A 26,779-nucleotide genomic window follows, 5' to 3' on the forward strand; every position below is an offset into this window, starting at 1 on the left:
ACAAATTAATGGTTTAGGTGTAATATATTTAAGTATGAAATTATGAATTTGCATACTCTTAAGACAGTACTACTGAAGGAATACCCATGCTTAAAAAAACCACAAAACTCTTAATAGGCGCCACGCTTGTTTTAGGTGCCTTGGGCGCACAGGCCAATGAAGTGACTCTCAAAGCCGTTTCTGCTTTTAACTTAGATACTTTTATTTCTCAACGCTTTAATCAATTTGTGGAAAAGGTTAATGAGGAAGGTAAAGGGCTGGTACAAATTCAAGTATTAGGCGGGCCCGAGTCTATCCCTTCATTTGAAGTGGGTAATGCGGTGCGTTCCGGCGTGGTGGATTTAGCTAATAGTACTGCAGTTTTTCACGCGAATCTGGTACCCGAAGCCTTAGCTATGACCCTTACAGACCGTTCTATACAAGAGTTACGTGAAAACGGCGGCCATGCATTAATGGATCAAATACACCAAGACAAAGCCAATATGTACTGGTTTGCCCGCGTCTCAGACGGTTTACAGTATCACCTTTACTCGAATAAGCCCGTAGACAGCGCAAACTTAAAAGGCTTCAAACTGCGCAGCACCCCTGTGTACTTAGCTTTTTTCCGCTCTTTAGGTGCCACCTCCTTACAAATTTCCCCCGGAGAAACCTATACCGCGCTTGAGCGTGGTGTGGTGGATGGTTATGGCTGGCCTTCTGTGGGTTTACTTGATTTGGGCTGGCAAGAAAAAACCAAATACCGCGTAGAGCCTGGTTTTTATAACGTAGAGGTCAGCTTATTCTTTAACAAAGACAGCTGGGATAAGCTCACTGACGAGCAAAAAGCGTTTCTACAAAAACAAGCAGAATGGGTAGAGTCCACAAATCAAGAAGACTTGGCTCTGGCTGAAAAAGAAAAAGCTCAGCAAGTCGAAGCCGGCATAGAAGTGATTACGCTGTCTGACGAAGTAGCCGCAGAATTTTTAGAGCAGGCAGACAAAGCAGGTTGGGATAATCTCAAAAAAGTTACGCCTGCTAATGCCGCTGAAATTGAACGTTTATTTGGTAAAGAAAAACCGTAATTCGTATGAAAAATCGCTCTTATCATCCTTATGACGTAATGATGTCAGTCTGTGGAGGCCTAGCCGCTATTATTTTTGGCCTCATGAGTCTGTTAGTTACTGCTGACGTAGTGCTACGCAACTTAAATATAGACATTATTCCTGCCAGTGTAGAAATTACCGAGTACATGCTGATGATTGCCACTTTTATTGCTGCCCCTTGGCTGCTCTATAAAGGCGGACATATTCGCGTGGATGTGCTTGTTAATACTATGCCATTACTCGTACAGCGCATCTTAGCCGTTGTCTGTAATGGCCTGGGTTTTCTCGTATGTGCGATTTTAGCTCAACAGTGCTTGTTGGTACTTTTAGATATGTACCAACAAGGCAGCTTAGTATTCAAAGAGCTTATTTTCCCTGAATGGTGGTTAAACCTCCCCTTACTAACTGGCTCTACCTTACTTAGTATTGAGTTTTTACGCCGTATTTATTTAGATTTACGTAAAAAGGCCTAATCATGGAATGGCAATCTGCTCTGGCTCTGATGTTAGGGGCTTTATTCTTCTTTATGGCCATAGGCACCCCCGTGGTGTTTGCTTTTTTAGCTGTCAATTTAATTGGCGCTTGGGTCTTTTTAGGTCAAGAGGCTGGTTTAAGCCAATGGGTACGTAATACCACCTCGGCTATTACTAGCTTCTCTTTAACTCCTATTCCCTTATTTGTACTCATGGGAGAGGTGCTTTTCCATACTGGCCTTGCCTTTAAAGCCATTACGGCTATAGAGCGCGTTATTTCAAAGGTCCCGGGTAAGCTCTCTATAGTGAGTATTTTAGGGGGCACCACCTTTGCCACCTTATCAGGTTCTTCCATCGCTAACACCGCCATGATGGGCGGTGTGATGATGCCTGAAATGGAACGCCGAGGTTATCACCCCACTATGTCTATGGGGCCTATTATGGCTGTAGGTGGCATTGCTATGTTGATCCCACCTTCTGCTTTAGCCGTTATGTTGGGTAGTTTGGCAAACATTTCCATTGAGCGCTTGCTGATTGGTGGCATATTACCCGGCTTATTGATGGCTGTAGGTTTTTTAGGCTATGTGGTCATTCGCAGTTACTTACGCCCTCAAGACGCTCCGTCTGATCCTAGTGATGATTTGAATGTGCACGGCTGGGAGAAATGGAAACCATTTTGTGTAGATGTATTACCTTTAATGGGGATTTTCATTGCTGTAGTGGGTTCTATGCTCATTGGTTGGGCCTCCCCCACAGAGTCTGCTGCTATTGGCGTAACGGCTTCTGTAATTGCCACGGTTTTTTATAGAGCACTCACCCTTAAAGCCTTATGGGTTAGTCTCATAGAAACCGCAAAAGTTTCCGTTATTATTTTGTTTATTTTAGCGGCTTCCACCACTTTTGCGCAGTTGCTCAGTTTTTCTGGAGCCAGTACCGGCTTCTTGGGCTTAATCAAAAGCATGGAGCTCACGCCCTTTTTCTTAGTATTGGGCATGCTAGCCATTTTATTAGTATTGGGTATGGTGCTGGATCAAATCAGTATGATGATGATTGCCTTGCCTTTCTTCATGCCTTTAGCCAATGCGGCGGGTGTAGAGCCGGTATGGTTGGGTGTAATGATGCTTATTACCCTAGAAATCGGTTTGCTAACACCACCCTTTGGTTTATTGCTGATAGTTATGCAAAGTGTGGTGCCTAAATCCATACGGCTACCGCAAATTTACCGTGCTGCCGTGCCATTTCTTATTATTGAAGTTATTGTTTTAGCTGTAGTATTTAGCTTACCTTGGGTAGCCACTGGACTACCCAATCTTATACGCTAAGCCTTATGTTTAACGTGCAGTGCGGCTACCACCGGTACGTGGGCCGGATGATTTCTTACCAGCGAAATTACCCGGACGGCCGCCTGTAGGACGAGCCGCTTTACTGTCTGCGCGCGGACGACGTGGTTTTGCACTTTCACCGGCTGGACGGGCAGGACGTGTATCACGACTCTCACCAGCTGCTTTAGGTGCACCGCTATTAAATGCAGGTCTACGACGACCACCGCCACCGCCTTTACGTGCTTTGTACGTAGGACGTATAGCCTTGGTGGGCTCTAAGCCCGCAATGGTTTCTACCGGTATAGGCTGACCAATAAAGTGCTCAATACGACGTACTTTATGTCGCTCGGAAGCATTCGCCAAGGTAAAAGCTAAGCCATCTTTACCGGCACGACCGGTACGCCCAATACGGTGGGTGTAATCTTCGGCTTGCATGGGTAAATCGTAATTAATGGCATGACTAATACCTTGTACATCAATACCACGAGCAGCAACGTCTGTGGCCACTAAAATACGTAAACGACCACGCTGCAACATACCTAAAGTACGTGTACGCTGGCGTTGATTCATATCGCCATGTAGAGCACCCGCGGCAAAACCTTCTTCACATAAACGATCTGATAGCTCATCGGCACCGCGCTTAGTAGCAGTAAAGATAATGGCCTGATTTAAGTTTGTATCGCGTAATAAATGATCAAGCAATTGCTGTTTATGGTGATTATTATCTGCGTATAACAAAGCTTGAGTGATGTTTTCGTGCTTAACCTGATGGCCAGATACATCAATAGACAAGGGGTTACGCATCATTTTGCTCGCTAAACCGGCTACCGTACCGTCTAAGGTAGCGGAGAACAGTAAAGTTTGACGCTCTTTAGGCGTGCGACCCACAATGCCTTCTATGTCTTCAATAAAGCCCATGTCTAACATGCGGTCGGCTTCGTCTAAAACAACGGTATGTACAGTATCTAACTTAACGCGCTTGGCTTGGATGTGATCCATCAAACGACCAGGAGTAGCCACTAGTACGTCTACACGACGTGATAGGGCTTTAAGCTGGGCACCGTAAGGCATACCACCTACGATGATAGCTACGCGTAAATCTTTACACTGTGAGGCATATTGTTTTGTGGCTTCACCCACCTGCATGGCAAGCTCACGAGTAGGCGCTAAAACTAGCACCGATACACCGCGTTGCTTGCTGGGAGTAGCTAAAATTCGGTTTAAGGCAGGCAACATAAATGCCGCTGTTTTCCCGCTACCTGTTTGTGCAGACACCATTAAATCGTGGCCTTCAAGGGCTTTGGGAATGGAGGCAGCTTGTACTGGCGTGGGCTCTGTAAAACCGGCTTTAGTTAGTGCGGATAATAAAGGAGTAGCCAGACCTAGAGATTCAAAAGACATAAAATACCTTTGCTGTAAACACAGCAAGACAGTGCCCATGTGTATTAATAAAGACACAGGCACATAGATTAATTGGAAAGCATCGGGCCGACCAATCAACCTAAAAGGGCATTAATATGCTTGAACAGGCTTGGGGGTCAGAAAACGCGATGACATGGCAGCAAATTCATATTTGCTGCAAATAAGACCGCTACGTGGCTTTCATAAAGTCACGAGCTAAGCTTACTATTAGATCACATCACTGCACAATTAGCAACACCCCTGTAGAGATCAGATCGGGCGTAGCCCGACCTCCACGGTAAATGACTATAAGAAGAACCAGAGCAGCAAGATAATAGGTATGGGTACCCCGATAAGCCAAAGCAGAATCGATTTCATAGAGCCTCCCTCTTATTAGTTTTAGGTCTTGAAATTCAGCATAACTGAGTTTATCAGTACAAAAAGCAGCGAAACGCAAGCAAATGCTTCTGTGTGGTGCCCGTCAAAAAGGAATATCATCATCCATATCATCCATCCCCCCCATAGGAGAGGGTGCCTGATAGTTTTGTTGTTGAGGTGCAGCGGCTGGGTTGGGTTGTTGAGGGGCATTGCGTTGAGGGGCTTGGCGAGGCGCTTGATCTTGGTTGAAATCATCCATAGGCGCATCAGTAAAACCGCCACCGCTGCCACCATCACGGCCACCTAACATTTGCATATTTTCACACAGTATTTCGGTGGTATAGCGGTCTTGACCGCTTTGGTCTTGCCATTTGCGGGTTTGCAAACGACCTTCAATATATACCGAACGACCTTTACGCAAATACTCACCAGCCACTTCAGCCGTGCGACCTAGAACAACTACACGATGCCACTCTGTTTGCTCAGCCCACTGCCCATCAGGCCCCTTGGAGCGATGCGTGGTGGCTAAGCTTAGATTACCTACAGCCACACCATTAGCACTGTAGCGAATCTCTGGGTCGCGCCCTAGATTACCTATTAGGATGACTTTATTTACACTCATGATTTTTCCTATATTCCTATATATATAAATAAATATTTATCTATGTTTAATCTATGTTTCTATTATGGGGGATATGTCTGTGGGCTAATAGTAGATAAAATTATCTATGGGCTAAAAAACTCAAAGCTCAGCTTGAAATTGACGTGAGCTAAACCACCACAGCAACGCTAAGCCTGCCCCCATCCATAACACCCACTGTACCCCAATCATAGAAGCCACCAAACCGCCCATTAAACCACCCCCAAAAACCCCTAAAGACTGTGTGGTGTTGAAAAAGCCCATGGCTAAGCCTTTGTACTCAGGTGGTGCTACGCGTGAAACCAAAGAAGGTTGTAACGCTTCCAAGGTGTTAAAAATGCAAAAAAACAACAGTAAAAACAGCACCATACCCCACAAGGCTGCACTGAAAAAAGGCATCAATAGCATTACCAACACCAATACCAGCACTAAAGCGCTTAAGACCTTTTTATGTATTTTTCTTTTTTCTGTATAAATAACGGCAGGCACCATAAAACCAAAAGACAACACAATTACGGGTAAATATACCTGCCATAAACTACTGGAATCCAAGCCGCCCACCTCGGCCAAAATACCCGGCACTACTACAAACAAGGTCATTAAAATAAAATGCAGCGCAAACACACCGAAATTTAAGCGCAATAACTCTTTATGATTTAACACATCACTGGCTTTGGCTTGAATAATGGGCTCGGCACGTGGATACTCAGGAATAGCAAAAGTAGCAATAAGTAAACACACAAAGCCCAATAAGCTAATAGCCCAAAACAATCCAGAGAGCCCGAACTGCCCCACCATTAAAGGCGATAAGACCAGAGAAACCGCAAAAGACAACCCAATGGCAGAGCCCACCATGGCCATGGCTCGGGTACGCACCTCTGGACGAGTAGCATCAGCAACCCATGCCGTAATAGCGGCAGAAACCGCGCCTAATCCTTGTAACACTCTCCCTACTATAATGCCATCCACACTAGAGGCCATAGCACTCACTACACCACCTATAATAAAGAGCACCATGCCGCCAATAATAATTGGCTTGCGGCCAATTTTATCGGAAGCCATGCCCAACGGTATTTGCATCACCGCCTGCGTTAAACCATAGGCACCCAAAGCAATGCCAACTTTTAAAGCATTATTACCACCGGCTATAGACTGGGCTGCCACTGCAAAAATAGGAGTAAGCAAAAACAAACCCAACATGCGGGTAGAAAACAATAAAGCCAATAACATACTGGCTTTGCGCTCTTGGGGTGTGAAAGACAAACTCATACAAAACTCAAAAAATAAAGGATAAGGCGCACTAATCAAGTTAGCGCGTTATAGTAGTCAATTGGCCTTTTGAACATTAGCACAACAAAACGAATGGATTTGATACGTATTCGCGGCGCTCGTACGCACAACTTAAAAAACATCTCTTTAGATTTACCACGTCATCAGCTCATTGTAATTACTGGGCTGTCTGGATCGGGGAAATCGTCTTTGGCTTTTGACACATTGTATGCTGAAGGTCAGCGGCGCTATGTGGAAAGCTTATCGGCCTATGCTCGCCAGTTTCTACAAATCATGGATAAGCCCGATGTGGATCTGATAGAAGGTTTATCACCCGCTATTGCTATTGAGCAAAAATCGGCTGGGCACAATCCACGCTCTACCGTGGGCACCACCACTGAAATTCATGACTACTTGCGTTTACTTTATGCACGTGTAGGCACGCCCCATTGCCCTACCCACCAGCAACCTTTGCAGTCGCAAAACATTAGCCAGATGGTAGATACCCTTTTGGGATGGCCACAGGAAACTCGCATCGCTATTTTAGCCCCAATTAACACCGAGCAAAACCAAGACCTCGAAGACTTGACACGAGGTTTGCAATCACAAGGTTTTGTGCGCGTGCGTATTAATGGTGAAATGCATAGCTTAGATGATCCATTACCTACCCACCTTCCTGCTGATGAGTCATTACACGTTGAAGTAGTGATTGACCGTTTGCGCATACGTGCTGATAGCGCTCAACGCCTAGCAGAAAGCCTAGAAACCGCCACTCTACAGGCTCAGGGTAGAGTGCAAGTATTAAATATGGACACTAAAGAGGTAGTGGGTTTTAGCCTGCACTTTTCTTGTCCACAGTGTGATTATCAAGTAGACACCCTAGAGCCGCGGCTGTTTAGCTTTAACAATCCGGCAGGTGCTTGTCCGGAGTGCGCAGGTTTAGGGGAAGTGGAATTTTTTGATCCAAATCTTGTGGTAGCCGTGCCTGATCTTAGCCTAGCAGGGGGTGCTATTTCTGGCTGGGATCGGCGTAATGCCTTCACCTTTAATCTACTACAAAGCCTGGCCGATTATTATGGTTTTGATATAGAAGACAGCTATGACTCCTTAGACCCTGAAGTACAAAACTACATTTTGTACGGCTCTGGTACCGAAGAGATTCCGTTTATGTATTTAACGGAAAAAGGCCAAACTAGCATTAAACATCACCCTTTTGAAGGGGTGATTCCGAACTTAACACGACGCTGGCAAGAGACGGATTCCTCTGCCGTCAAAGAAGAGCTCAATAAGCTGCGCCGTCTACAAGCTTGTCCGGTATGTGAAGGTGCCCGGCTCAATGAGGCCGCTCGCCATGTATTACTGAGCGATAATGACCCCCAACCCATTAATGCCGTAGAACATTTACCCTTAGAGGCCTGCTTACGTTGGTTTGAAAATTTACAATTAAGCGGCGCTAAAAAAGAAATTGCCGTACGCATTATCGAAGAAATACGTGCTCGTTTGCAGTTTTTAAACAACGTGGGCCTCAGTTATCTTTCTTTAGATCGTAGAGCAAACACCATCTCTGGCGGTGAGGCGCAACGCATACGCTTAGCTAGCCAAATTGGCTCCGGTCTTACTGGCGTGATGTATGTGCTGGATGAGCCTTCTATAGGCCTGCATCAGCGCGACAATGACAAGCTGATCGAAACCCTACAACACCTACGCGACCTGGGTAACAGCGTCATTGTGGTTGAGCACGACGAAGACATGATTCGCTTAGCCGATTACATTGTGGATATGGGCCCGGGGGCCGGTGAGCTAGGGGGTGAAATCATCGCCGCGGGTAAACCAGCCCAAGTGATGGCAGACCCTAGCTCCGTCACGGGCCAATACCTCAGTGGCAGGCTCAGTATTCCTATCCCAATACGCCGTCCTGTAGATGCAGACACGCTTTACTTAGAGCTACTGGGCGCCAGTGGTAATAACCTGAAAGGCGTGGATTTACGCATACCCGCCAAACACTTTGTGTGTATTACTGGTGTTTCGGGCTCGGGGAAATCCACCCTGATTAATCACACCTTAGCAAAGATCGCCGCCAAACGATTGCATCGGGCTCAAAGTGAACCCGCCCCCTATAAAGCGCTCAATGGCTTAGAGCATTTCGATAAAATTATCACGGTAGATCAAAGCCCCATTGGGCGCACGCCTCGCAGTAACCCCGCCACCTATACCGGCATGTTTACGCCCATACGCGAATTATTTGCAGGGGTACCCGAAGCGCGTATGCGCGGCTACGGTGCAGGCCGTTTTTCCTTTAACGTGAAAGGCGGCCGCTGCGAAGCCTGTCAGGGCGATGGCGTGATTAAGGTGGAAATGCACTTTTTACCTGATGTATACGTGCCGTGTGATGTGTGCTTAGGTGCGCGTTATAACCGCGAAACCTTAGAGATTTACTACCGCGGCAAAACCATTAGTGAAGTCTTGGATTTAACGGTAGCTCAAGCTATGCCGTACTTTGAGGCCGTGCCGAATATAGCCCGTAAGCTACAAACGCTGATGGATGTGGGTTTGTCTTATATACGTTTAGGGCAAAGCGCCACCACCTTATCTGGTGGCGAAGCGCAGCGCATTAAGCTAGCTTTAGAGCTTTCTAAACGTAGTACCAGTAATACCTTATATATCTTAGATGAACCCACCACCGGCCTGCATTTTCAAGATATTGCCATGCTATTAAATGTATTGAATCAATTAGTTGATGCAGGCAATACGGTAGTGGTCATTGAGCATAATTTAGACGTGATTAAAACGGCAGACTGGATTGTAGACATAGGGCCCGAAGGGGGAGATGGGGGCGGTTATATAGTGGCCACTGGCACCCCTGAAGACATTATAGAGAGTAAAGGCAGCTATACCGGCCGCTATCTAACTCCTTTATTAAACCGTTGATCATACCGCCAAACTAACATTTAGTTACTCTCTGGTTATCCCTAGTTTCCTTAAAACACTTCACCTATAAACTATATGTTTGGTAAGTAGTTGTTATTGTAGATACATACACAAGGATCTCTAGAGATGAAAAACCAGAACAAAGCTACTGCTGCAGTTGATCGTAGACGTTTTATAAAAACCGTAGGCGTTGCTAGCGGCACCCTCATGGTGGGGGGCCTATTTGGCGCTAAAGTCAACGCGGCCGAAGACAAAAAAGGGAGTTTTGATTACATCATCGTAGGCGCCGGCTCTGCTGGCTGTGTACTGGCTAATCGTCTCACAGAAGATCCGAATGTTAAAGTGCTACTCCTAGAGGCTGGCGGACCTGATAACACTGAAAAAATCTCAACCCCACTGCGTTTAATTGAACTCTGGAACTCTCCCTACGACTGGGCCTACAGAACCGTGCCACAAAAGCATGCTCATGATCGCAGCCTATTTTGGCCACGCGGTAAAACCTTAGGCGGCAGCAGCTCATTAAATGGCATGATTTATGTGCGCGGCCATTCATCTGTTTATGATGAATGGGCAAACATGGGCAACGAAGGTTGGAGCTTTGAAGAAGTACTACCCTACTTTAAAAAGTCAGAAGACTTTGAGCTTGGCGCTAATGAGTTCCACGGCGTAGATGGCCCATTACACGTTACGGTTAATTATGAGCCCCATCCTGTAACTAAAGCTATTGTAGATGCTGCGGTAGAAGCCGGTCACCCGTATAACGCAGATCATAACGGTGCTGACATCATGGGTGTGGGCTTTAACCACCTCAACACCACTAAAGAGGGCAAACGCGCAAGCACAGCCGTTGCCTTTCTAGGACCCGCATTAAAGCGCCCTAATCTCAGTTTAATTACTAATGCGCGCGTACAAAAGGTTAGTCTTGATGGTAAGCGCTGCACTGGCGTGGTTTACGAGCAAGATGGGAAGCAATACACAGTTAACGCTACAAAAGAAATCCTTCTAAGCGGTGGCACTGTAGAGTCCCCAAGGATTCTTATGCTCTCAGGCATAGGTGATAAAGATGAGTTAGCTCAGTTTGGCATTCCAGTAGTAAAGCATTTACCTGGAGTGGGTAAAAACCTGCATGATCACACCCTACTACCGGTCATCTACGAAAGCAAAAAGCCTATTCCAGATAGAGCGGCTAACCCTAGCATTACTCCTTTACATGCCCAATTATTTGCCAAAACAGATGACAGTTTAGCCAGTCCAGATATGCAGCCGCTATTTATGAACATAGGGCTTTATGTAGATGGGCAACAAGGCCCTGAAAATGCCTTTACCTTATGCGCTGGCGGCATCATGCCGACTAGCCGAGGTGAGTTGCGCTTGGCCGGCACAAGTGTTGACGATCCACTAGAGCTAAATCCTAATGTCTTAGCCACAGACTACGACATAAACACCTTAGTCACTAGTTTAAAAATGATGCGTGAAATAGCCAATCAGCCAGCCTTAGAAGAATGGCGTGGCCGCGAAGTTTACCCAGGTGATCAAGCTCAAACTGATGAACAGTTAGCCGATTACTGTCGCAGCGCAGTAATGACATACCACCACCAAGTGGGTACTTGCGCTATGGGTACTGATGAAATGGCCGTAGTAGACCCTCAACTTAAAGTGCATGGCATTGAAGGTTTACGCGTGGTAGATGCTTCGATTATCCCCATGGTGCCATCAGGTAACACAAATGCACCTACCATTATGATCGCTGAAAAAGCCGCCGATATGATCAAAGGCTAATTTCTACTAAGCCTTACACCGTAAACAGATCGCGATGCTCTTTAATTGCAAAGCGGTCTGTCATGCCCGCAACGTAGTCGGCAATGGCACGGGCTTGCTCTGTGCTATCTTCGCGTCTATGTTCAGCAGAGAGCAGGCCAGGTTCACTCATAAAAGCGGTGAAAAGCTCACGTACTATACGGCGTGCTTTGTAGGTCATACGTAAAACACGATCATGATGGTATAAATTAGCGCGCAAAAAGCGTTTGAGCTCATTGGCTTGTTCACGCATCTCTGGGCTAAAGGCTGCCAGTGGTGGGCACTGTCGCAGCTCATCGGCAGACTGTGGCTGATGCGTAGCCAAGTTTTGCTCCGTACCCTGACTTAAGTCCTCCACAAAGGAGTGAATCATGGCACTGAGGACTTCGGGGATCAAGCGCTTACGGCCAGAGGCCATATCTTTAAGCTGAGGATATTTAATTAACACCTGCTCATAATGCGTGGCAAACACCGGTATTTCTAAAAGCTGCTCTAAGGTGATGAGCCCTGAGCGCAAGCCATCATCAATATCATGGTGGTTATAGGCAATTTCATCGGCAATGTTTGTAATCTGCGCCTCTAAAGAGGGCTGGGTACGATCTAGAAAACGCTGGCCCACATCGCCTAGCAGACGCGCATGCTTTAAGCTGCAATGCTTTAAAATACCTTCACGGGTTTCAAAGCACAGATTGAGGCCATTAAATTTGGCATAGCGCTCTTCTATATGATCCACAATACGTAAGCTTTGCAGATTATGTTCAAAGCCCCCTGCCTCAGGGGCCAGCTCTCGCATGCAAGCGTTGAGCTCGTCTTGGCCCGCATGGCCAAAAGGCGTATGCCCTAAATCATGCGATAAGGAGATAGCTTCTACTAAATCCTCGTGTAGGCTTAAACGCCGTGCTAAAGAGCGAGCAATTTGTGCTACCTCTAAACTGTGCGTGAGACGAGTACGAAATAAATCCCCTTCATGATTCACAAACACTTGGGTTTTATACTCTAAACGCCTAAAGGCATTGCAATGAATAATACGATCACGGTCACGCTGAAACTCATTACGGCCTTTAGGGGCTGGCTCTGAATGAACACGTCCGCGAGATTGATCGGTATGCGATGCATAAACAGCCAGCATAAAAACTCCTAAAAATTATGTGTCATTAGATATATTTGGCTAATACCTTCTCAACGGTGGCCGCATCCACTACTTGCACCACACTTTGGCCCAGTTTTGGCAACAATACAAAACGCAATTGTCCGCCTTCGGCTTTTTTATCTAAACCCATCAAGTCTATCCACTTCTCTGCCGGCCACTGGGGCGGCGTAGTAGGACAGCCTATGGCTGCCACTAGTTCACGCACTTTGTGTAGGCTGTCTGCGGATAAACCACACACTTCGGCTGAAAGCTCCGCAGCCATAATCATGCCGCAACCTACCGCTTCACCATGTAACCATTCACCATAACCCAAGCCCGCCTCAATGGCATGACCAAAGGTATGGCCAAAATTCAACGTGGCACGCAAGCCCGCCTCGCGCTCGTCTTCGCCCACCACATAGGCTTTCAACTCACAAGAGCGCTGTACTGCATATTGAATGGCGACATCATCTAAGGCATTAAGCGCAGCGGTATTGTCTGCACACCATTGTAAAAACTCCGCATCAGTAATCATGCCGTATTTCACTACCTCAGCCAAACCAGCGGCAATCTCACGTTTAGGTAGGGTTTTTAATACGTGTATATCAATCTCTACCGCAATAGGCTGATAAAAAGCCCCAATCATATTTTTACCTAAGGGGTGATTAATCGCTGTCTTACCACCTACAGAAGAATCCACTTGAGATAAAAGGGTGGTGGGTACTTGAATAAAACGAATACCACGCATAAAGCAAGCAGCAGCAAAACCGCTGATATCACCCACCACGCCCCCACCTAAAGCCACAATAACCGCTTTACGATCTAAACGATTTTGTAACAAGGCATCAAAAATTTGATCTAAAGTCTGGCTGTTTTTATGAGCCTCGCCGTCCGGAATGGAGACCTGAACCACTTTTTTCCCGGTAGACTGTAGTGCTTTTAATACAGGCTGACCGTACAACTCAAACACCGTAGGGTTCGTGATTAAAGCCAGGGTGGTGGCATCTGCGGGCACTGACTGCGCAATATGCGCTAAGCGCTTAGGCGCAATGTGTATAGGGTAGTTTCCGCCAGGGGTAGTAACCTGTACTACACTAATTGCACTGCTCATCATAAAATAACCTCTTGTTCTTTTAATACCGTTAACAGTTGTTTAACCGCCATGTGTACCGGTGCCGAACCAGTCTCAAATATAATGTCAGCCACTTGTTCGTATAATGGCTCACGCTGAGCTACGAGTTCTCTAATGCGCTGCTCAGGGTTTGCTGTTTGCAGCAGGGGGCGTGTTTTATCGCGCTCTAAGCGTCTAAATAACTCCCCTGCAGTGGCACGTAAATAAACCACGGTGCCGCGCTGCTTTAGCATTTGGCGGTTTTCTTCTGCTAAGATGGCACCACCGCCGGTGGCAAGTACAATGCCTGCTTGGCGTGAGCATATATCTAGCTCTATGGTTTCACGCCGCCTAAAGCCATCCTCACCCTCTATATCAAATATAGTGGCCACAGGAACGCCACAACGGGCTTCTAACTCATGGTCTAGATCCAAAAACTCACGTTTGAGATAGCGTGCTAATTGGCGACCTAAGGTAGTTTTACCTGCCCCCATCATGCCCACCAAAAAAATGGGCTTATGACTAGGCTTTAAAAGTTGCTGTAATTCGGCGTGGCTAATAGGGGTTAAATTTTCATGTTGCATGCGATCTGCGGATAAAAAGTCTGTTGATTGTGTATTATCACACTAGCGGTGTTAGATATTCACATTAATTACTTCAATTAATTACTTCATTAATTATATTTACTTACATCAACCTCATGCCCAATCATGTACTTTGTCAGAATTGGGCGTAAAATTGCCTCACAATGAGTTCTACTGCCCAAACTTCCTCCCCTGACTCGCCCACGACTGGCTCGTGGCTTATACGTCTTATAGTACAGGCCGTGATATTTTTGGCTGGTCTGGCCGTGTGTGCTGCGCTATTTTTCTCTTTAGCGCTAGCTATCGCTTGGCCTAACCTTCCTAATCTTAGCGCAATGACTAACTATAAACCACACGTCCCCTTGCGTATTTTTACTGCTGATAAGGTTTTAATCGGTGAGTTTGGTGAAGAGCGCCGTGATGTGATGCCCTTCAATGAAATCCCTGATGCGATGAAACTTGCTATCTTAGCGGCTGAAGATGATCGTTTCTATCAACACAGTGGCATAGACATTCGAGGCATAGGCCGTGCTGCCTTGGCTAACTTAGCTTCTGGCTCAAAGTCTCAAGGGGCCAGCACCATTACTATGCAATTAGCTCGTAATTTTTACTTGTCTTCTGAAAAAACCTACATACGTAAATTTTATGAGTTGTTACTCACCTATAAAATTGAATCTAAGCTCTCTAAAGATCAAATCTTAGATCTTTATATGAATCAAATTTTCTTAGGACATAGGGCATATGGTTTTGCGGCCGCTTCACGAGCGTATTTTGGTAAACCTTTAACTGAAATTACTTTAGCTGAAGCCGCCATGCTAGCGGGCATACCGCGAGCTCCTTCACGTTATAACCCCATCACTAATTACAACGAAGCCAAGCGCCAACAGGTAGTGGTACTGCGTCGTATGTTAAATCTGGGTTATATAAATGAAGCGCAGTATCAAGAAGCTTTAGATCAGACCATAGAAATAAAAACCGCGGCAGGCATGCCGGCAGGTGGTTACAAAATCCATGGTGAATACGTGGCGGAACTAGCACGACAACTATTGTATGGTGTTTACAAAGACGGGATTTACTCCCGTGGATTTAATGTTTACACCACTATTGACTCCAAAGATCAAGAGGCTGCATATAAGAGCGTACGAGATGCTGTGCTGCAGTACACTCGTCGCGCCCGCTTCCCAGGGCCTGAAGGGCGAGTCAACCTACCTCAAGGCATAGAAAATGACACTGAAGCGCTCAGCAATATTTTGGCAGACGTACAGCGCGATCACCCTGACACCGATGATCTATTAGTTGGTGTGGTGCTTTCAGCAGCGCCCGATAAAGTCACCATAGCGCGTAGCGCAGATAAAATCATCACGGTTGATAATCAGCGCGCCCTCAATGTGATTGCTCGCGGCTTAACACGTAATGCCAGTGAGAAAGAGCGCATTGATAGAGGCGCCATCGTCTATTTATTTAATAACGGTGACAACTGGGAAATTATTAACCTGCCTGCAGTACAGGCCGCCTTTGTTTCTATACGCCCTCAAGACGGCGCCATCTTAGCCATGATTGGTGGTTTTTCTTTCAAAAACGATCACTTTAATCACGTGACTCAGGCTTGGCGTCAACCCGGCTCTGCTTTCAAACCTTTTATTTATGCTGCCGCCTTAGAAAAAGGCTTAACTCCTGAAACCCTAATTTCTGATCAGCCTTTCCGATTAACGGCTGCCCAAACCGGCTCTAAACCTTGGAATCCTAAAAACTACGGTGGTAATTACGAAAACATGCTTACCATGCGTAAAGGCCTATCTAGATCTAAAAACATGGTTTCTATTCGAGTTATGCAAGCCGTAGGTCCTCAATATGTGCAGGATTACATTACCCGTTTTGGTTTTGATCGGGAACGTCAACCCGCCGTCTTGCCATTAGCCTTAGGTGCGGGCACGGTAACACCCTTACAATTAGCCACCGGTTACAGTGTATTTGCTAATAATGGCTATAGAGTGCAGCCCTATTTAATTGATTACATCACAGACGGCAGCGATGAGGTTGTGATGCGCGCTAAGCCTGTGGTGGCTGGCGATAACAATGCACGCGCCATTGATGAACGCACCGCTTATGTGATGAATGATATGCTGCGTGAAGTGGCCACTAGTGGTACTGGCTCTAGAGCATCAGCCACGCTCCAGCGCCGTGACATTGGTGGTAAAACCGGGACCACCAATGACTCCCACGATGCATGGTTTGCCGGCTTTACACCAGATTTAGTTGGAGTAGCGTGGATGGGCTTTGGCCAGCCTCGCTCTTTAGGTGCCGGTGAGACCGGTGGCGGGCTCGCCATGCCTATTTGGATTAACTACATGCAATCCGCTCTCCAAGGCGTCCCACAAAAGCCTGTTGGCCCAGTGCCTGCCGGGCTAACGAAAAGTAATAACAATTTCTTCTTTGATGAATACCCGCCAAATAAAGCCATCTTGCGAGTTGGCCTTCCTTCTGTGCTTGATGATAGCCTGTATATAGAAGATGGTACGGGAGGAGCGGTAGAAGAAGATGGTATTGGGCATTTATTAAATCAACTCAATGAACCTGGCGATGCCATGGATGCGTTAAACCAAGATATGGTGCCATTTTAATTAAATATGAAATCCTCACTATTCATAGCCCTTCTGTTTAGCATCAGCGCCAGCTTGGCGCTTTCAGGCTGCGGATATAAGGGGCCGTTGACTCTACCGCAACTAACGCACCAAACCACTCAATAATTACTATTATTATTTATTAGCATCTACCTATGACTGTAGCCTCACACTTCCAATTAAAAAATAATACTCTACACGCCGAAGAAGTTTCCTTAGAGCAACTGGCTCATGATTTCGGTACACCTTTATTTGTTTATTCACGTCAAGCCTTACGCGACGCCTGGGAGAGCTATAACACCGCCACTCAAGGTCGGGATGTATTGATCTGTTATGCCATGAAAGCCAACTCAAACTTAGCCATACTCAATGAGTTTGCACGTTTAGGCACAGGTTTTGATATTGTTTCCGGGGGGGAATTAGCTCGTGTAATTGCCGCCAAAGGCGATCCTGCTAAGGTGGTATTTTCAGGCGTAGGTAAACAGGCTTGGGAAATTGAAGCCGCTTTAGATGCCAACATTAAATGCTTTAATGTGGAATCCGAGGCTGAGTTAGAGCGTATTGCAGAAATCGCGCTAAAAAGAGGCATAAAAGCGCGCATTTCTTTACGCGTCAACCCTGACGTGGACGCCAAAACCCACCCTTATATTTCTACCGGTTTAAAAGATAATAAATTTGGTGTGGATATAAATGAGGCGCTGGCGATTTACAGCCGCGCTCAACAGTTGCCCAGCTTAGAGATCACGGGCTTAGACTGCCACATAGGCTCTCAAATTACTGAGATCAGTCCTTATCTGGATGCTTTAGAGAAACTCATTCAATTAATTAAACAATTACAAGAGCAAGGCATTCATCTTAACCATTTAGATATAGGTGGTGGCTTAGGTATACGTTATACCGATGAAACTCCTGCCACGCCTACTGAACTATTGAGCGCCGTGTTTAAAGCCTTAGATGCTGCAGACTTAGGCCACTTACAACTAGTCTTAGAGCCCGGTCGCTCTATGGTGGGTAATGCAGGTATTTTACTCACCCGTGTTGAATATCTCAAAACCAACCAAGACAAGCACTTTGCCGTGGTAGATGCTGCGATGAATGACCTTATACGCCCTACCCTGTATGATGCTTGGCATAATGTAGAAGCCGTTAGCCCACGCCCTAACACTGAAAACATGCCAGCCTATGACATAGTGGGCCCTATTTGTGAAACCGGTGATTGGCTTGCTAAAGATCGCCCTTTTAATCTAGAGCAAGAGGATTTACTTGCAGTGATGTCAGCCGGAGCCTATGCCTTCACTATGTCTAGCCAATACAACACACGCCCTAGAGCCGCCGAGGTGATGGTAGATGGTAAGTCTGTACATTTAATACGCCCCCGCGAAAAGTTACAAAGCCTATTTGAAATAGAGCGCCTTTTAGACTAATCTTAGCTACTTAGTCAAAAGTTAAATATTGTAAAGGCTTTAGGCGCTCAAAAAATTCCAAAAGTAACAATTTATTAGGTTATTTTCTAATGGGGATAAAACCACAGCTATTTAGACAGTTAACACGGTGGCGGCTACTTGCTTTTAATCTGCGTTTAGCAGTTATTTATATCCCTGGGCTACTAGTGGCTTTAAGCCTTTTTAGCCTCTTTTTCCTATCATCTAATCATGAGTTACAGCGCCAAGCTTTTCACTCAAATACAGAGCTACATAATTACTATCTCAACGCAGGCGCCCTCATTAGCTTTGCCGTATTTACTGCTCTTTTAGCTCTATATAAAAAAAATCGTTTTTTTATTATTGTTAGTGCCTGGATACTTTGTAATTTAAAACTGGGCTCCATGGCATTGGGGCTTGATAGTTTTTGGCTACAACAACAGCTACCCAATTACGCTGTAAGCTATATAAATCAACTTTCTATAGGTATCTACTTCATATTAAGCCAGCAGCTTATTCAAAATGGCTTAAGCATCTCGCCATCCAGTAATCAATACAATGTGTTGTTAGGGGCTTTGGCCCTTTTTGTATTTATTATGGCGCTCATACCCTATGCTCCCTTATTTGAAGGCGTGCTATTTGTCGCTACGCCTATTGCGCTTCTATTAGCGTTGATTACTAGCATTACGCATCTCAAGTCAAAAACAAACGCTCTACCAGCGGCTTGGCAAGTGATGCTATTGAGCACCATAAGCTGCGGCTTACTTGCGTATGTTTTCACGCTTTTTAAACTAGACCCTTTTTTACTCTCACGTTTTAATGCTTTTATCTTTTTGCTGCTTACTAGTAGCATAGTGGTCTTAGGCATTATGAGTCGTTTTAAAGAGCTGCGTTTAATGCAACTTGAATTACGTGCTAACTATCAAAACAGCCCGTTTGCAGTTATTAAAATTGATACAAATGGCCGAATACTACGCACTAACCGCTCTTTTAGGCGCTTATGTGCCAAACTAAATATATCCATACCGCTTTATTGGGATAAGGTTTTTGCAGAGCAAGATTGGTCACAAGTGATTAAAAAAACCCAAAGTGGTGAACATACCGATCTACAAATTACAGCAAGCCTCCCCTTAAAAGAGCAAGGCCCTTTATTAGCTTTGCATGCAAATATCATCCCTGAAGGCTATGTTTTAACGTTACAAGACATCACCTTATATATGAACACCATACAGCGCTTACAGCTTATGGCGGATCACGATCCGATTACGAATGCACTGAATCAACGGGGTATAGAAAAGCTATTACAAAACACCTTTAAAAATCTCCACAAAAATCAGCCTTGTTATGTGGCTTATTTGGATGTGAATCATGTCAATTACGTGAACCGAGTGCATGGTCATAGCGCGGGTGATACCTTACTTCAAGAAGTCAGCCTGCGTATTAATGAGGTCATAGAAAATAAGTATGACTATGGGCGTATAGACAGTGATGATTTTGTATTTATACTGAGCAATACTACCGCTAAAGAAGCGAAAAAAACGGCACAAACCTTAACAAACCACTTGAACGACAACACTATTCGTACCTCCATTAGAGATTACAAACTGAATGTACGCCTAGGTTTAATTGAAGTAGGTGCTGAAATGGATGTGCAAACCGCAGTGCGTACCGCTCAAGGTGCTTGTATGGACGCAGGCCGGCGTAACTTAGACTTTATTATCTATGAGCATGATTCTCAAGAAATGAAGGATCGTACCGAAGAGTTAGCGCTATTTGAGAGTCTAGAAAACGGCATTACCCAAAGCTTATTTGTAGAAATGCAACCCATAATGAATCTACAAAATCCCTTAGGTACCTTCATTTTAGAAGTCTTATTACGTGTACGACGCCCGAATGGGGCGCTAGTCCCCTTGCATACCTTTATTCCGGCAGCAGAAGAAAACGGCACCATCAGTATTATCGATAAATGGGTTTTTGTGGCCACCTTAGAATGGTTGAACTCAAATCAAGCCTACCTAGGCAAAATACAACAAGTGAATGTCAATATTAGTGGGCATTCCTTAAATAACGATCAATTCATTCAAGAGCTATTTAGCGTTTTAGATAAATATGCACACCTGCTGCATCGTTTATGTGTGGAGATCACTGAGGGAGTGGCTCTACAAAATTTAAATCGTACTCGCAGTTTGATGTTTGCCTTACAGAAAAAAGGCATCAGCATTGCTCTAGATGATTTTGGTGCCGGCTACACCTCATTTTCTTACTTACGTGAATTACCGGCTAACGCCATTAAGATAGATGGGGCCTTAGTGCAAGATATGCGCAGCAAAGAGAGCAATACCGCCATCGTACGCACTATTGTGGAATTAGCTAAAAATTTAGGTATGCAATGTATTGCAGAATGGGTAGAAGACGTAGAAACACTCGCCCTTCTACAAAAAATGGGCGTAGATTACGCCCAAGGTTTTGTGATATCAAAGGCTCGTAGCCCTGAAGAGATTCTGGATGCTCACGATGTTCGTGAACTCATCCAGAATCCAGCTTTATTAAAATATCTTAATGCTTAGAGCTCACCATAAGAGTGCAAACCTGATAAGAACATATTCACACCTAAGAAAGCGAAGCTAGTGACTAAAATACCTGCTATGGCCCAATAAGCACCGAAGGTACCACGTAAGCCCTTCATAAAGCGCATGTGCAGCCAAGCGGCATAGTTAAGCCACACAATCAGCGCCCAGGTCTCTTTGGGATCCCACTGCCAATAAGTGCCCCAAGCATCAGCCGCCCACAAAGCGCCTAAAATAGTCGCAATGGTAAAGAAAGCAAAGCCCACGGCAATGGCTCTATACATCACATCATCAAGTATTTCTAAATCCGGCAGCTTACGAGAGATGGGGCCACGAAAGCCTAAGATAACACCCACAATAAGTGCACTAATACCAAAAAACAGCATCCATGTCATGGAGAACTGACCAGTACTAAAGATAAATGGCTCAGCGCAAAGCAGCACACCCATAATAAAGAGAGGAGACAACTTTGCCCACGATTTAGTCTCCCCGTTTTCTTTGACTAAATACGCGAAACCCACCATGCCCGCCAAAGCAAAGGTGCCATAGCCAATAAAGTTAGCCGGTACATGAATTTTCATCCACCAACTTTTAAGAGCAGGTACTAATGGCTGAATTTGGTGTGCATCACGCGTGAAGGAATACCACAACAAAAACACCACCACCGAGGTGATAATCAGCATCACAAAGCCACCCAACGCACGTGTGGCATAACGGCGCTCGTAATACAGATAGAACAAAGCCGTAATCAGGGCAAACAGCACAAACACTTCGTATAAGTTACTAACGGGAATATGACCAATATCAGGGCCTAAAAGGTGGCCTTCACGCCAGCGCACCAATAAACCTATAGAGCCTGCATATACGCCCGCCCACGTTAAACCCGATCCTATCCAAGCAGCTGTGGGGCTGAACATACCTACCCAATACATCACTGTGGCCAGCACAAACAGCGCACACATCCATAAGATAGCGGACTGTGAAGAAATCAGATACTTGAGTAGAAAAACTGACTCAGCTCTATCTATGTCGCCATTGGCTAAAACACCATCAGTACTATAGAGCCAAATAGAAAACAGTGACACCAAGGCCACTACTATCATTAAGGTGCGTAATGGGCGCCAGAGCCAACCTATCCACGCAATAAATGGCACCGCAGACACCAAAATAATACGCTCATAATAATCCATGGCGGTGGGATAGGCATTTAGTGCATAAGCCGCTCCCAAAGCAAGCACAATAAAAAAGAGCACATCACTAATGGTAGGACGACCCCGCACACCCCGCGAATCACCGCTTGGTGCACGCAGATCCTCATCCCACATGGAAGGCGTAGAAGAGCTGACAGTATTAGACATTATCTTTACCTCTATGAGCAGCCAAACGCGAGAAGGCGGCTTGGAAACGTTGGAATTCCTGTTGAAAATCTAAATTACGGCGCTGAGATGTCATGGCGGCAGTCAGTAAACTCCCTTTTTCATCGGGGCGTACCCACACCCAAATACGACGATCTCGAATATAAATCATAACGAAAATACCAATGGTTAATAATAAACTACCGGTATAAACAATATACATACCTGGGCTACGTGCCACTTGGAACACACTGGCCTGAACTTGTTCAAAGCCATCTAAGCTCAGCACAACCGGAGCAGGATAATCAGGTAAGTTCGCAAAAGCTAAGAGAGCTAACTGCACCCATTGCTCTTCATATTCTCCTTTTTCATCGCTGTAATTAATAGGTGCTAAACCGTTTTCTTCACGGGCAATGTTACGCAATTCAAGCAGTGTCATTTGGAGCATAGGCACGGTTAGCGCAAGAATACGCTCGCGCTCAGCTTCAGGTACAGGCTCTATAATCCCATTAAACCCCCGTTTTACAAAGGTTTCCACTGTTTTGTATGCGGCTATTTCCATCATGGAATTAGAGTCCATTTGACCATTACGCAACGCAAAGCGCTGCGCCGCTAATTGTAATAGCTCTGGGTTATTGGCTGCAGCGCGCAACTGCATGAACTCTTCCATGCTGCTATTTGCATCAGCAGGAATACGTACATAACGGAAAAAATCTGCTTCATTTCTACGCATACCCAATAAAAACACGGGGAAATCATCCAGTATCATGGGCGCCATGTAATTCACGTAATCAAATGACTGACCGTCATTTGTGGTGAGTTTATAGTGCAAACTAGGCCCCACATTCGTGAGGTGATCATTATTAGCACGCACACCGGAACCGGAAACAGCAGCTACGTGCTCTGCAAATACCTTAGGTTGTGGCGTGCCATCGGTTAAGTCTTCCACGTTGAAAACGCGCAGCTCCGTAAAGCTAGCACTTACCTTGTCGCCATTATCGTTATAAACAATGGGGCTATTCATATCGCCCACAGTGGCTTGTACGCGCATAGGTTCTGCTTCAACGCCCCTTAAGGGGTGCACACTCAAACGTAATTTACTGCCACCATCATCAAAACCGGATTGATAAATGGTTACGCCTCTATAACGTAAAGGCTCATTCACTTCAATTAGCTGCGTAAAACGCTCATCGCGTTCTTCGTCAATCACTTCAACTACGCTTTTAAAGTTGCTGGGCATACCGGTGGAGTAATAATCAATCACAAACTCTTTGAGATCCACCACAAAAGGAATGGGCTGCACCAGTACACCATCGCCATAGCTCACAATGGCATGACCGGTTTTAGCGCCTTCGGGCAACAACATATTTGCACTATAACTGGGGTTAGCTAAACTCAAACGGCCACTGGTTGGCACCTCAGAAATAAACATATTTTCTGTAATAGGCGCCTTATCACCTAACCAGACTTGTAAACGAATGGGCAGCTCACTATCTAATAAGCCACCTATACAAATCACCACAATAGATAGGTGACCAAATATATAACCTAAACGGTTAGCGCCGCCTTTTTTAGCCGCAACCATATAGCTGCCATCCTCATCGTTACGTACTTTATGAGCGTATCCATGGGTTTTAAGCCAAGCTTCTATAGGTGCTAAATTGTCTTGAGGGCTATGATCAGAGCTAATATTTATGCGATTAGGAAATGCCCTTAGACTGGTGCCACGTACGTGCTCACGAAAAGCACGCGAATCCTTGAGCATTCTAGGGGCGTTATCCCACACACACAGAGAGGTGGACACCACCAAAAAGCCCATAATAGCAATAAACCACCAGGTATTATAAATATTCCAGATGGAAAACTTATCAAACAGCGCAACCCAAAACGGGCCGAACTGATCAATATAGGTATTCATGGGCTGGTTTTGAGCGAGCACAGTGCCAATTAAACTGGCCACACAAATAAAAACCAAAAGGCTAATAGCAAAACGCATTGAGCCTAACAGCTCTAAAAAATCTTTTAGAGTGGCACGGCGTTGGGTGGTAGTTACAGTCACAGAGTTACTTTTAAGATGAGTTAAAACGTTTAAGGCAAGCTAATAAGCTTAGAGTCAGCCGTATCAATATAGTTCCCTAAGCTTTCTTAAGGCGGCAAAAATCACCTTGTTGTAAAATATCAACAAGGTGAAGCATTTTTGCTAAAGTTAAGGCAATAACTACGTATTACTTAACGTAGACCCGCTGCGTAATCCGCTACTGCATCAATGTCTTTATCATTCATGCGATCTGCAATCTCATGCATCATGACTTGATTATTACGGTCTCCGCTACGGAATAAACGTAGCTGTTCAGCAATATAAGAGGGGAATTGCCCGCTTAAACCGGGGTACTGCCCTGGAATACCGGCACCATCCGGCGCATGACAGGCTGCACATGCTGGCACCCCACGATCAGGCAAGCCACCACGCCAAATTTTCTGGCCACGCTCTAAAGTATCTAGATTAGAGGCCGTAGCGGCTTTTTCTGCATCTAACTCTTGCTGACTTAGATAAAAAGCAACGTTACGCATTTCCTCTGGGGTCATGTTAGCAACTATACTTGCCATAACAGCCGGAACACCGCCTTTGGCTAAACGAGCCGCTGGCTTGTCTTCAGAGGCTGGTCTGAAGTCATTAAGTTGCTTAACAATATACTCATAAGGCTGATGCGCCAAATGAGGATTTGCCTCTAGCATACTGCTACCGCCGTCACCGTGACAGGTAACGCAGGCTAAAACGCCTTTGGATGGATTACCATTTAGATAAAGCTCTTGGCCCTTTTCTAAATCAGGTGTAGAGAAGTCTGCCGCAGTGGCGACATTCAACATGGTACAACCTGCTAATAGGCTGCTTGTGATAATAAATTTTGATAGCACGCGCTTCATGTAGTCCTCGACGATCGCGATTCAACTGGAGTGATACTGTATTTAAGTCAATGATTATACAATAGACCAACGAAATTAAACGGAAATGCTGCAATTATGTCTATATTACACCGTGCACAGTTCACAATCTCTGCTGCGCAACTCAACCAACTCCCCCCACCAGGCCCACCAGAGGTGTGTTTCGTAGGCCGATCTAATGCTGGCAAATCCTCTGCCATCAATGTGTTAACAAACCAACGACGTTTAGCTTTTTCCAGTAAAACGCCAGGTAGAACACGTTTAATCAATATGTTTGGCATCCCTGACCCGCTAGAAAAGGGTGAGCAATTAGGCTATTTAGTTGATTTACCCGGCTACGGTTATGCGGCGGTAAACCGCCAAGAAAAAGAGCAGTGGCAACAAGTATTAGGCAGTTATTTGCACGATCGCAGTGCTTTAGCAGGTTTAGTCTTAGTGATTGATATACGCCGTGGGCTAACTGATTTAGATTTACAACTGGCTGATTGGATTGCCCCTACTGGACGCCCTGTATTGGTATTATTAACCAAAGCAGATAAGTTCGCGTATGGTAAACGCATACAAGCTGTGGCCGCCGCACGCAAAGAGTTAAAAGAAATTGGCGCTTTACACACGGTGCCTTTCTCTGCTACGCACCGCATCGGCATTGAAGAGGCCACTTTACATATAGAAAACTGGATTTCTCCCCAATTCGTACCATGACAAAATTCTTACCTGATGTTCACTTTCCTCACTGCCGCCCACGCCGCAATAGGCGTGATGATTTCACCCGCCGTTTAGTGCGTGAATCTGCCGTTACGGTGGATGATTTTATTTTTCCTATTTTCATCCAAGAAGGTGAAAACAAACGCAACCCCGTAGGCTCCATGCCGGGCATTTATCGTCATTCCATTGATGAACTGCTAAAAGCGGCTGAAACTTGCGCTGAGCTGGGGATTCCCGTTCTTTCCTTATTCCCTTCCATTGAACCTTCTTTGAAGTGCCCTAAAGGTTTAGAGGCGGCAAATCCAGATGGATTAATTCCCCGTGCCGTTGCCGCTTTGAAAAAAGAATTCCCCCAATTGGGTGTGCTCACGGATGTGGCGCTAGATCCGTATACGAGTCACGGCCAAGATGGTGTACTAGCTGAAGATGGCTATGTATTAAACGAAGAAACCGTAGAGGTGCTGTGCAAACAGGCCATCACTCAGGCGGAAGCCGGTGTGGATATTATTGCTCCTAGCGACATGATGGATGGCCGCGTGGGTGCTATACGTGCTTTATTAGATCAGCACGAATCGGCTTTTATTGATACACGCATCATGGCGTACTCAGCCAAGTATGCCAGTGCCTTCTACGGCCCATTCCGCGACGCGGTAGGCTCCGCTGCCAACCTCGGTCAATCTGACAAAGCCACCTACCAGATGGACCCTGCAAATCGCTTAGAAGCCATTCGTGAAGTGGCCGCTGATATACGCGAAGGTGCCGATATGGTGATGGTCAAGCCGGGTATGCCGTACTTAGATATTTTACGTGAAGTCAAAGACGCTTTTGGACTGCCCACCTTTGTGTATCAAGTCAGTGGTGAGTACGCCATGCTCAAAGCCGCTTCCCAAAATGGCTGGCTAGATCACGATAAGGTGATGATGGAATCCCTACTGGCTTTCAAACGTGCGGGCGCCGATGGCATTTTGACGTACTTTGCCATCGAAGCGGCGCAGTGGTTGAAAGCAAACCGTTAATTGGTGGTTTCCGCCCTGAGAGGCGGAAGTTACAGGG

General features: G+C 45.6%; 19 protein-coding genes and 1 pseudogene. 11 read left to right on the plus strand and 9 right to left on the minus strand.

The features are described from left to right. Nucleotides 1-86: 86 nt before the first annotated feature. The 3 genes from dctP to AC2UZJ_RS07485 are packed head-to-tail and all read left to right on the plus strand — an operon-like array spanning nucleotide 87 to nucleotide 2,877. Entirely contained in the window at nucleotides 87-1,061 is a 975-nt protein-coding gene (gene dctP / locus AC2UZJ_RS07475; RefSeq protein WP_486949508.1) for a TRAP transporter substrate-binding protein DctP, read from the plus strand. Nucleotides 1,062-1,066: 5 nt separating this feature from the next. After that, nucleotides 1,067-1,555 carry a TRAP transporter small permease gene (locus AC2UZJ_RS07480; RefSeq protein WP_486949509.1) on the plus strand — a complete coding sequence of 163 codons (489 nt, stop codon included), beginning with the start codon at nucleotides 1,067-1,069 and terminating at the stop codon, nucleotides 1,553-1,555. Nucleotides 1,556-1,557: 2 nt separating this feature from the next. Next, nucleotides 1,558-2,877, plus strand: coding sequence for a TRAP transporter large permease (locus tag AC2UZJ_RS07485; protein WP_486949510.1), 1,320 nt, complete (start codon nucleotides 1,558-1,560; stop codon nucleotides 2,875-2,877). 105 nt (nucleotides 2,878-2,982) lie between these two features. Here AC2UZJ_RS07485 and AC2UZJ_RS07490 read toward each other — a convergent pair. From AC2UZJ_RS07490 to AC2UZJ_RS07500, 3 genes and pseudogenes are all read right to left on the minus strand, one after another. Next, a pseudogene (locus AC2UZJ_RS07490) lies at nucleotides 2,983-4,278 on the minus strand (DEAD/DEAH box helicase); the annotation flags it as partial. Between the two features lie 481 nt (nucleotides 4,279-4,759). Further along, the gene (locus tag AC2UZJ_RS07495; protein ID WP_486949555.1) at nucleotides 4,760-5,281 is read right to left on the minus strand and encodes a single-stranded DNA-binding protein; all 522 of its coding nucleotides are present in this window, start codon (nucleotides 5,279-5,281) and stop codon (nucleotides 4,760-4,762) included. Between the two features lie 117 nt (nucleotides 5,282-5,398). Continuing rightward, entirely contained in the window at nucleotides 5,399-6,565 is a 1,167-nt protein-coding gene (locus AC2UZJ_RS07500; RefSeq protein ID WP_486949511.1) for an MFS transporter, read from the minus strand. Nucleotides 6,566-6,658: 93 nt separating this feature from the next. Here AC2UZJ_RS07500 and uvrA point away from each other — a divergent pair, with 93 nt between their 5' ends. Both uvrA and AC2UZJ_RS07510 read left to right on the plus strand, forming a co-directional pair. After that, nucleotides 6,659-9,493 carry an excinuclease ABC subunit UvrA gene (gene uvrA / locus AC2UZJ_RS07505; protein ID WP_486949512.1) on the plus strand — a complete coding sequence of 945 codons (2,835 nt, stop codon included), beginning with the start codon at nucleotides 6,659-6,661 and terminating at the stop codon, nucleotides 9,491-9,493. A gap of 126 nt (nucleotides 9,494-9,619) precedes the next feature. Continuing rightward, a complete protein-coding gene (locus AC2UZJ_RS07510; protein ID WP_486949513.1) occupies nucleotides 9,620-11,272 on the plus strand; it encodes a GMC family oxidoreductase in 1,653 nt (550 codons plus the stop codon). Between the two features lie 13 nt (nucleotides 11,273-11,285). On the opposite strand, the gene AC2UZJ_RS07515 is transcribed toward AC2UZJ_RS07510, so the two are convergent. From AC2UZJ_RS07515 to AC2UZJ_RS07525, 3 genes are read right to left on the minus strand one after another with little or no spacing between them, the layout of a single operon-like run. Further along, nucleotides 11,286-12,419: a deoxyguanosinetriphosphate triphosphohydrolase gene (locus tag AC2UZJ_RS07515; protein WP_486949514.1), complete on the minus strand. Its 1,134-nt coding sequence runs from the start codon at nucleotides 12,417-12,419 to the stop codon at nucleotides 11,286-11,288. Nucleotides 12,420-12,444: 25 nt separating this feature from the next. Continuing rightward, a complete protein-coding gene (gene aroB / locus AC2UZJ_RS07520) occupies nucleotides 12,445-13,518 on the minus strand; it encodes a 3-dehydroquinate synthase (protein WP_486949556.1) in 1,074 nt (357 codons plus the stop codon). Between the two features lie 11 nt (nucleotides 13,519-13,529). Next, complete coding sequence (locus AC2UZJ_RS07525; protein WP_486949515.1) at nucleotides 13,530-14,114, minus strand: shikimate kinase; 585 nt, start codon at nucleotides 14,112-14,114, stop codon at nucleotides 13,530-13,532. Nucleotides 14,115-14,278: 164 nt separating this feature from the next. Here AC2UZJ_RS07525 and AC2UZJ_RS07530 point away from each other — a divergent pair, with 164 nt between their 5' ends. The 4 genes from AC2UZJ_RS07530 (at nucleotide 14,279) to AC2UZJ_RS07545 (ending at nucleotide 20,723) form a co-directional block, all read left to right on the plus strand. After that, on the plus strand, nucleotides 14,279-16,735 hold the full coding sequence (locus AC2UZJ_RS07530; protein ID WP_486949516.1) for a penicillin-binding protein 1A: 2,457 nt from the start codon (nucleotides 14,279-14,281) through the stop codon (nucleotides 16,733-16,735). Nucleotides 16,736-16,741: 6 nt separating this feature from the next. Then, a complete protein-coding gene (lptM, locus tag AC2UZJ_RS07535; RefSeq protein WP_486949517.1) occupies nucleotides 16,742-16,861 on the plus strand; it encodes an LPS translocon maturation chaperone LptM in 120 nt (39 codons plus the stop codon). Between the two features lie 29 nt (nucleotides 16,862-16,890). Next, nucleotides 16,891-18,159, plus strand: a complete 1,269-nt coding sequence (gene lysA, locus AC2UZJ_RS07540; RefSeq protein WP_486949518.1) for a diaminopimelate decarboxylase — start codon at nucleotides 16,891-16,893, stop codon at nucleotides 18,157-18,159. An 89-nt stretch (nucleotides 18,160-18,248) separates the two neighbouring features. Next, the gene (locus AC2UZJ_RS07545; protein ID WP_486949519.1) at nucleotides 18,249-20,723 is read left to right on the plus strand and encodes an EAL domain-containing protein; all 2,475 of its coding nucleotides are present in this window, start codon (nucleotides 18,249-18,251) and stop codon (nucleotides 20,721-20,723) included. Here the strand turns inward: AC2UZJ_RS07545 and ccsB are convergent. The 3 genes from ccsB to AC2UZJ_RS07560 all read right to left on the minus strand — a co-directional run bounded on the left by ccsB (nucleotide 20,720) and on the right by AC2UZJ_RS07560 (nucleotide 25,003). Further along, a complete protein-coding gene (gene ccsB / locus AC2UZJ_RS07550; protein WP_486949520.1) occupies nucleotides 20,720-22,081 on the minus strand; it encodes a c-type cytochrome biogenesis protein CcsB in 1,362 nt (453 codons plus the stop codon). The two genes, AC2UZJ_RS07545 and ccsB, sit on opposite strands and share 4 nt — an antisense overlap. Then, on the minus strand, nucleotides 22,074-24,137 hold the full coding sequence (locus AC2UZJ_RS07555; protein ID WP_486949521.1) for a cytochrome c biogenesis protein ResB: 2,064 nt from the start codon (nucleotides 24,135-24,137) through the stop codon (nucleotides 22,074-22,076). The genes ccsB and AC2UZJ_RS07555 overlap by 8 nt, the downstream gene beginning before the upstream one ends. A gap of 170 nt (nucleotides 24,138-24,307) precedes the next feature. After that, a complete protein-coding gene (locus tag AC2UZJ_RS07560; RefSeq protein WP_486949522.1) occupies nucleotides 24,308-25,003 on the minus strand; it encodes a c-type cytochrome in 696 nt (231 codons plus the stop codon). Nucleotides 25,004-25,099: 96 nt separating this feature from the next. On the opposite strand from AC2UZJ_RS07560, the gene yihA reads away from it, so the two are divergent. Together yihA and hemB are read left to right on the plus strand one after the other, a co-directional pair. Next, entirely contained in the window at nucleotides 25,100-25,723 is a 624-nt protein-coding gene (gene yihA, locus AC2UZJ_RS07565) for a ribosome biogenesis GTP-binding protein YihA/YsxC (RefSeq protein ID WP_486949523.1), read from the plus strand. Further along, entirely contained in the window at nucleotides 25,720-26,742 is a 1,023-nt protein-coding gene (hemB, locus tag AC2UZJ_RS07570) for a porphobilinogen synthase (RefSeq protein ID WP_486949524.1), read from the plus strand. The genes yihA and hemB overlap by 4 nt, the downstream gene beginning before the upstream one ends. Nucleotides 26,743-26,779: the final 37 nt, after the last annotated feature.

Source organism: Paenalcaligenes sp. DL 309, assembly GCF_057475285.1.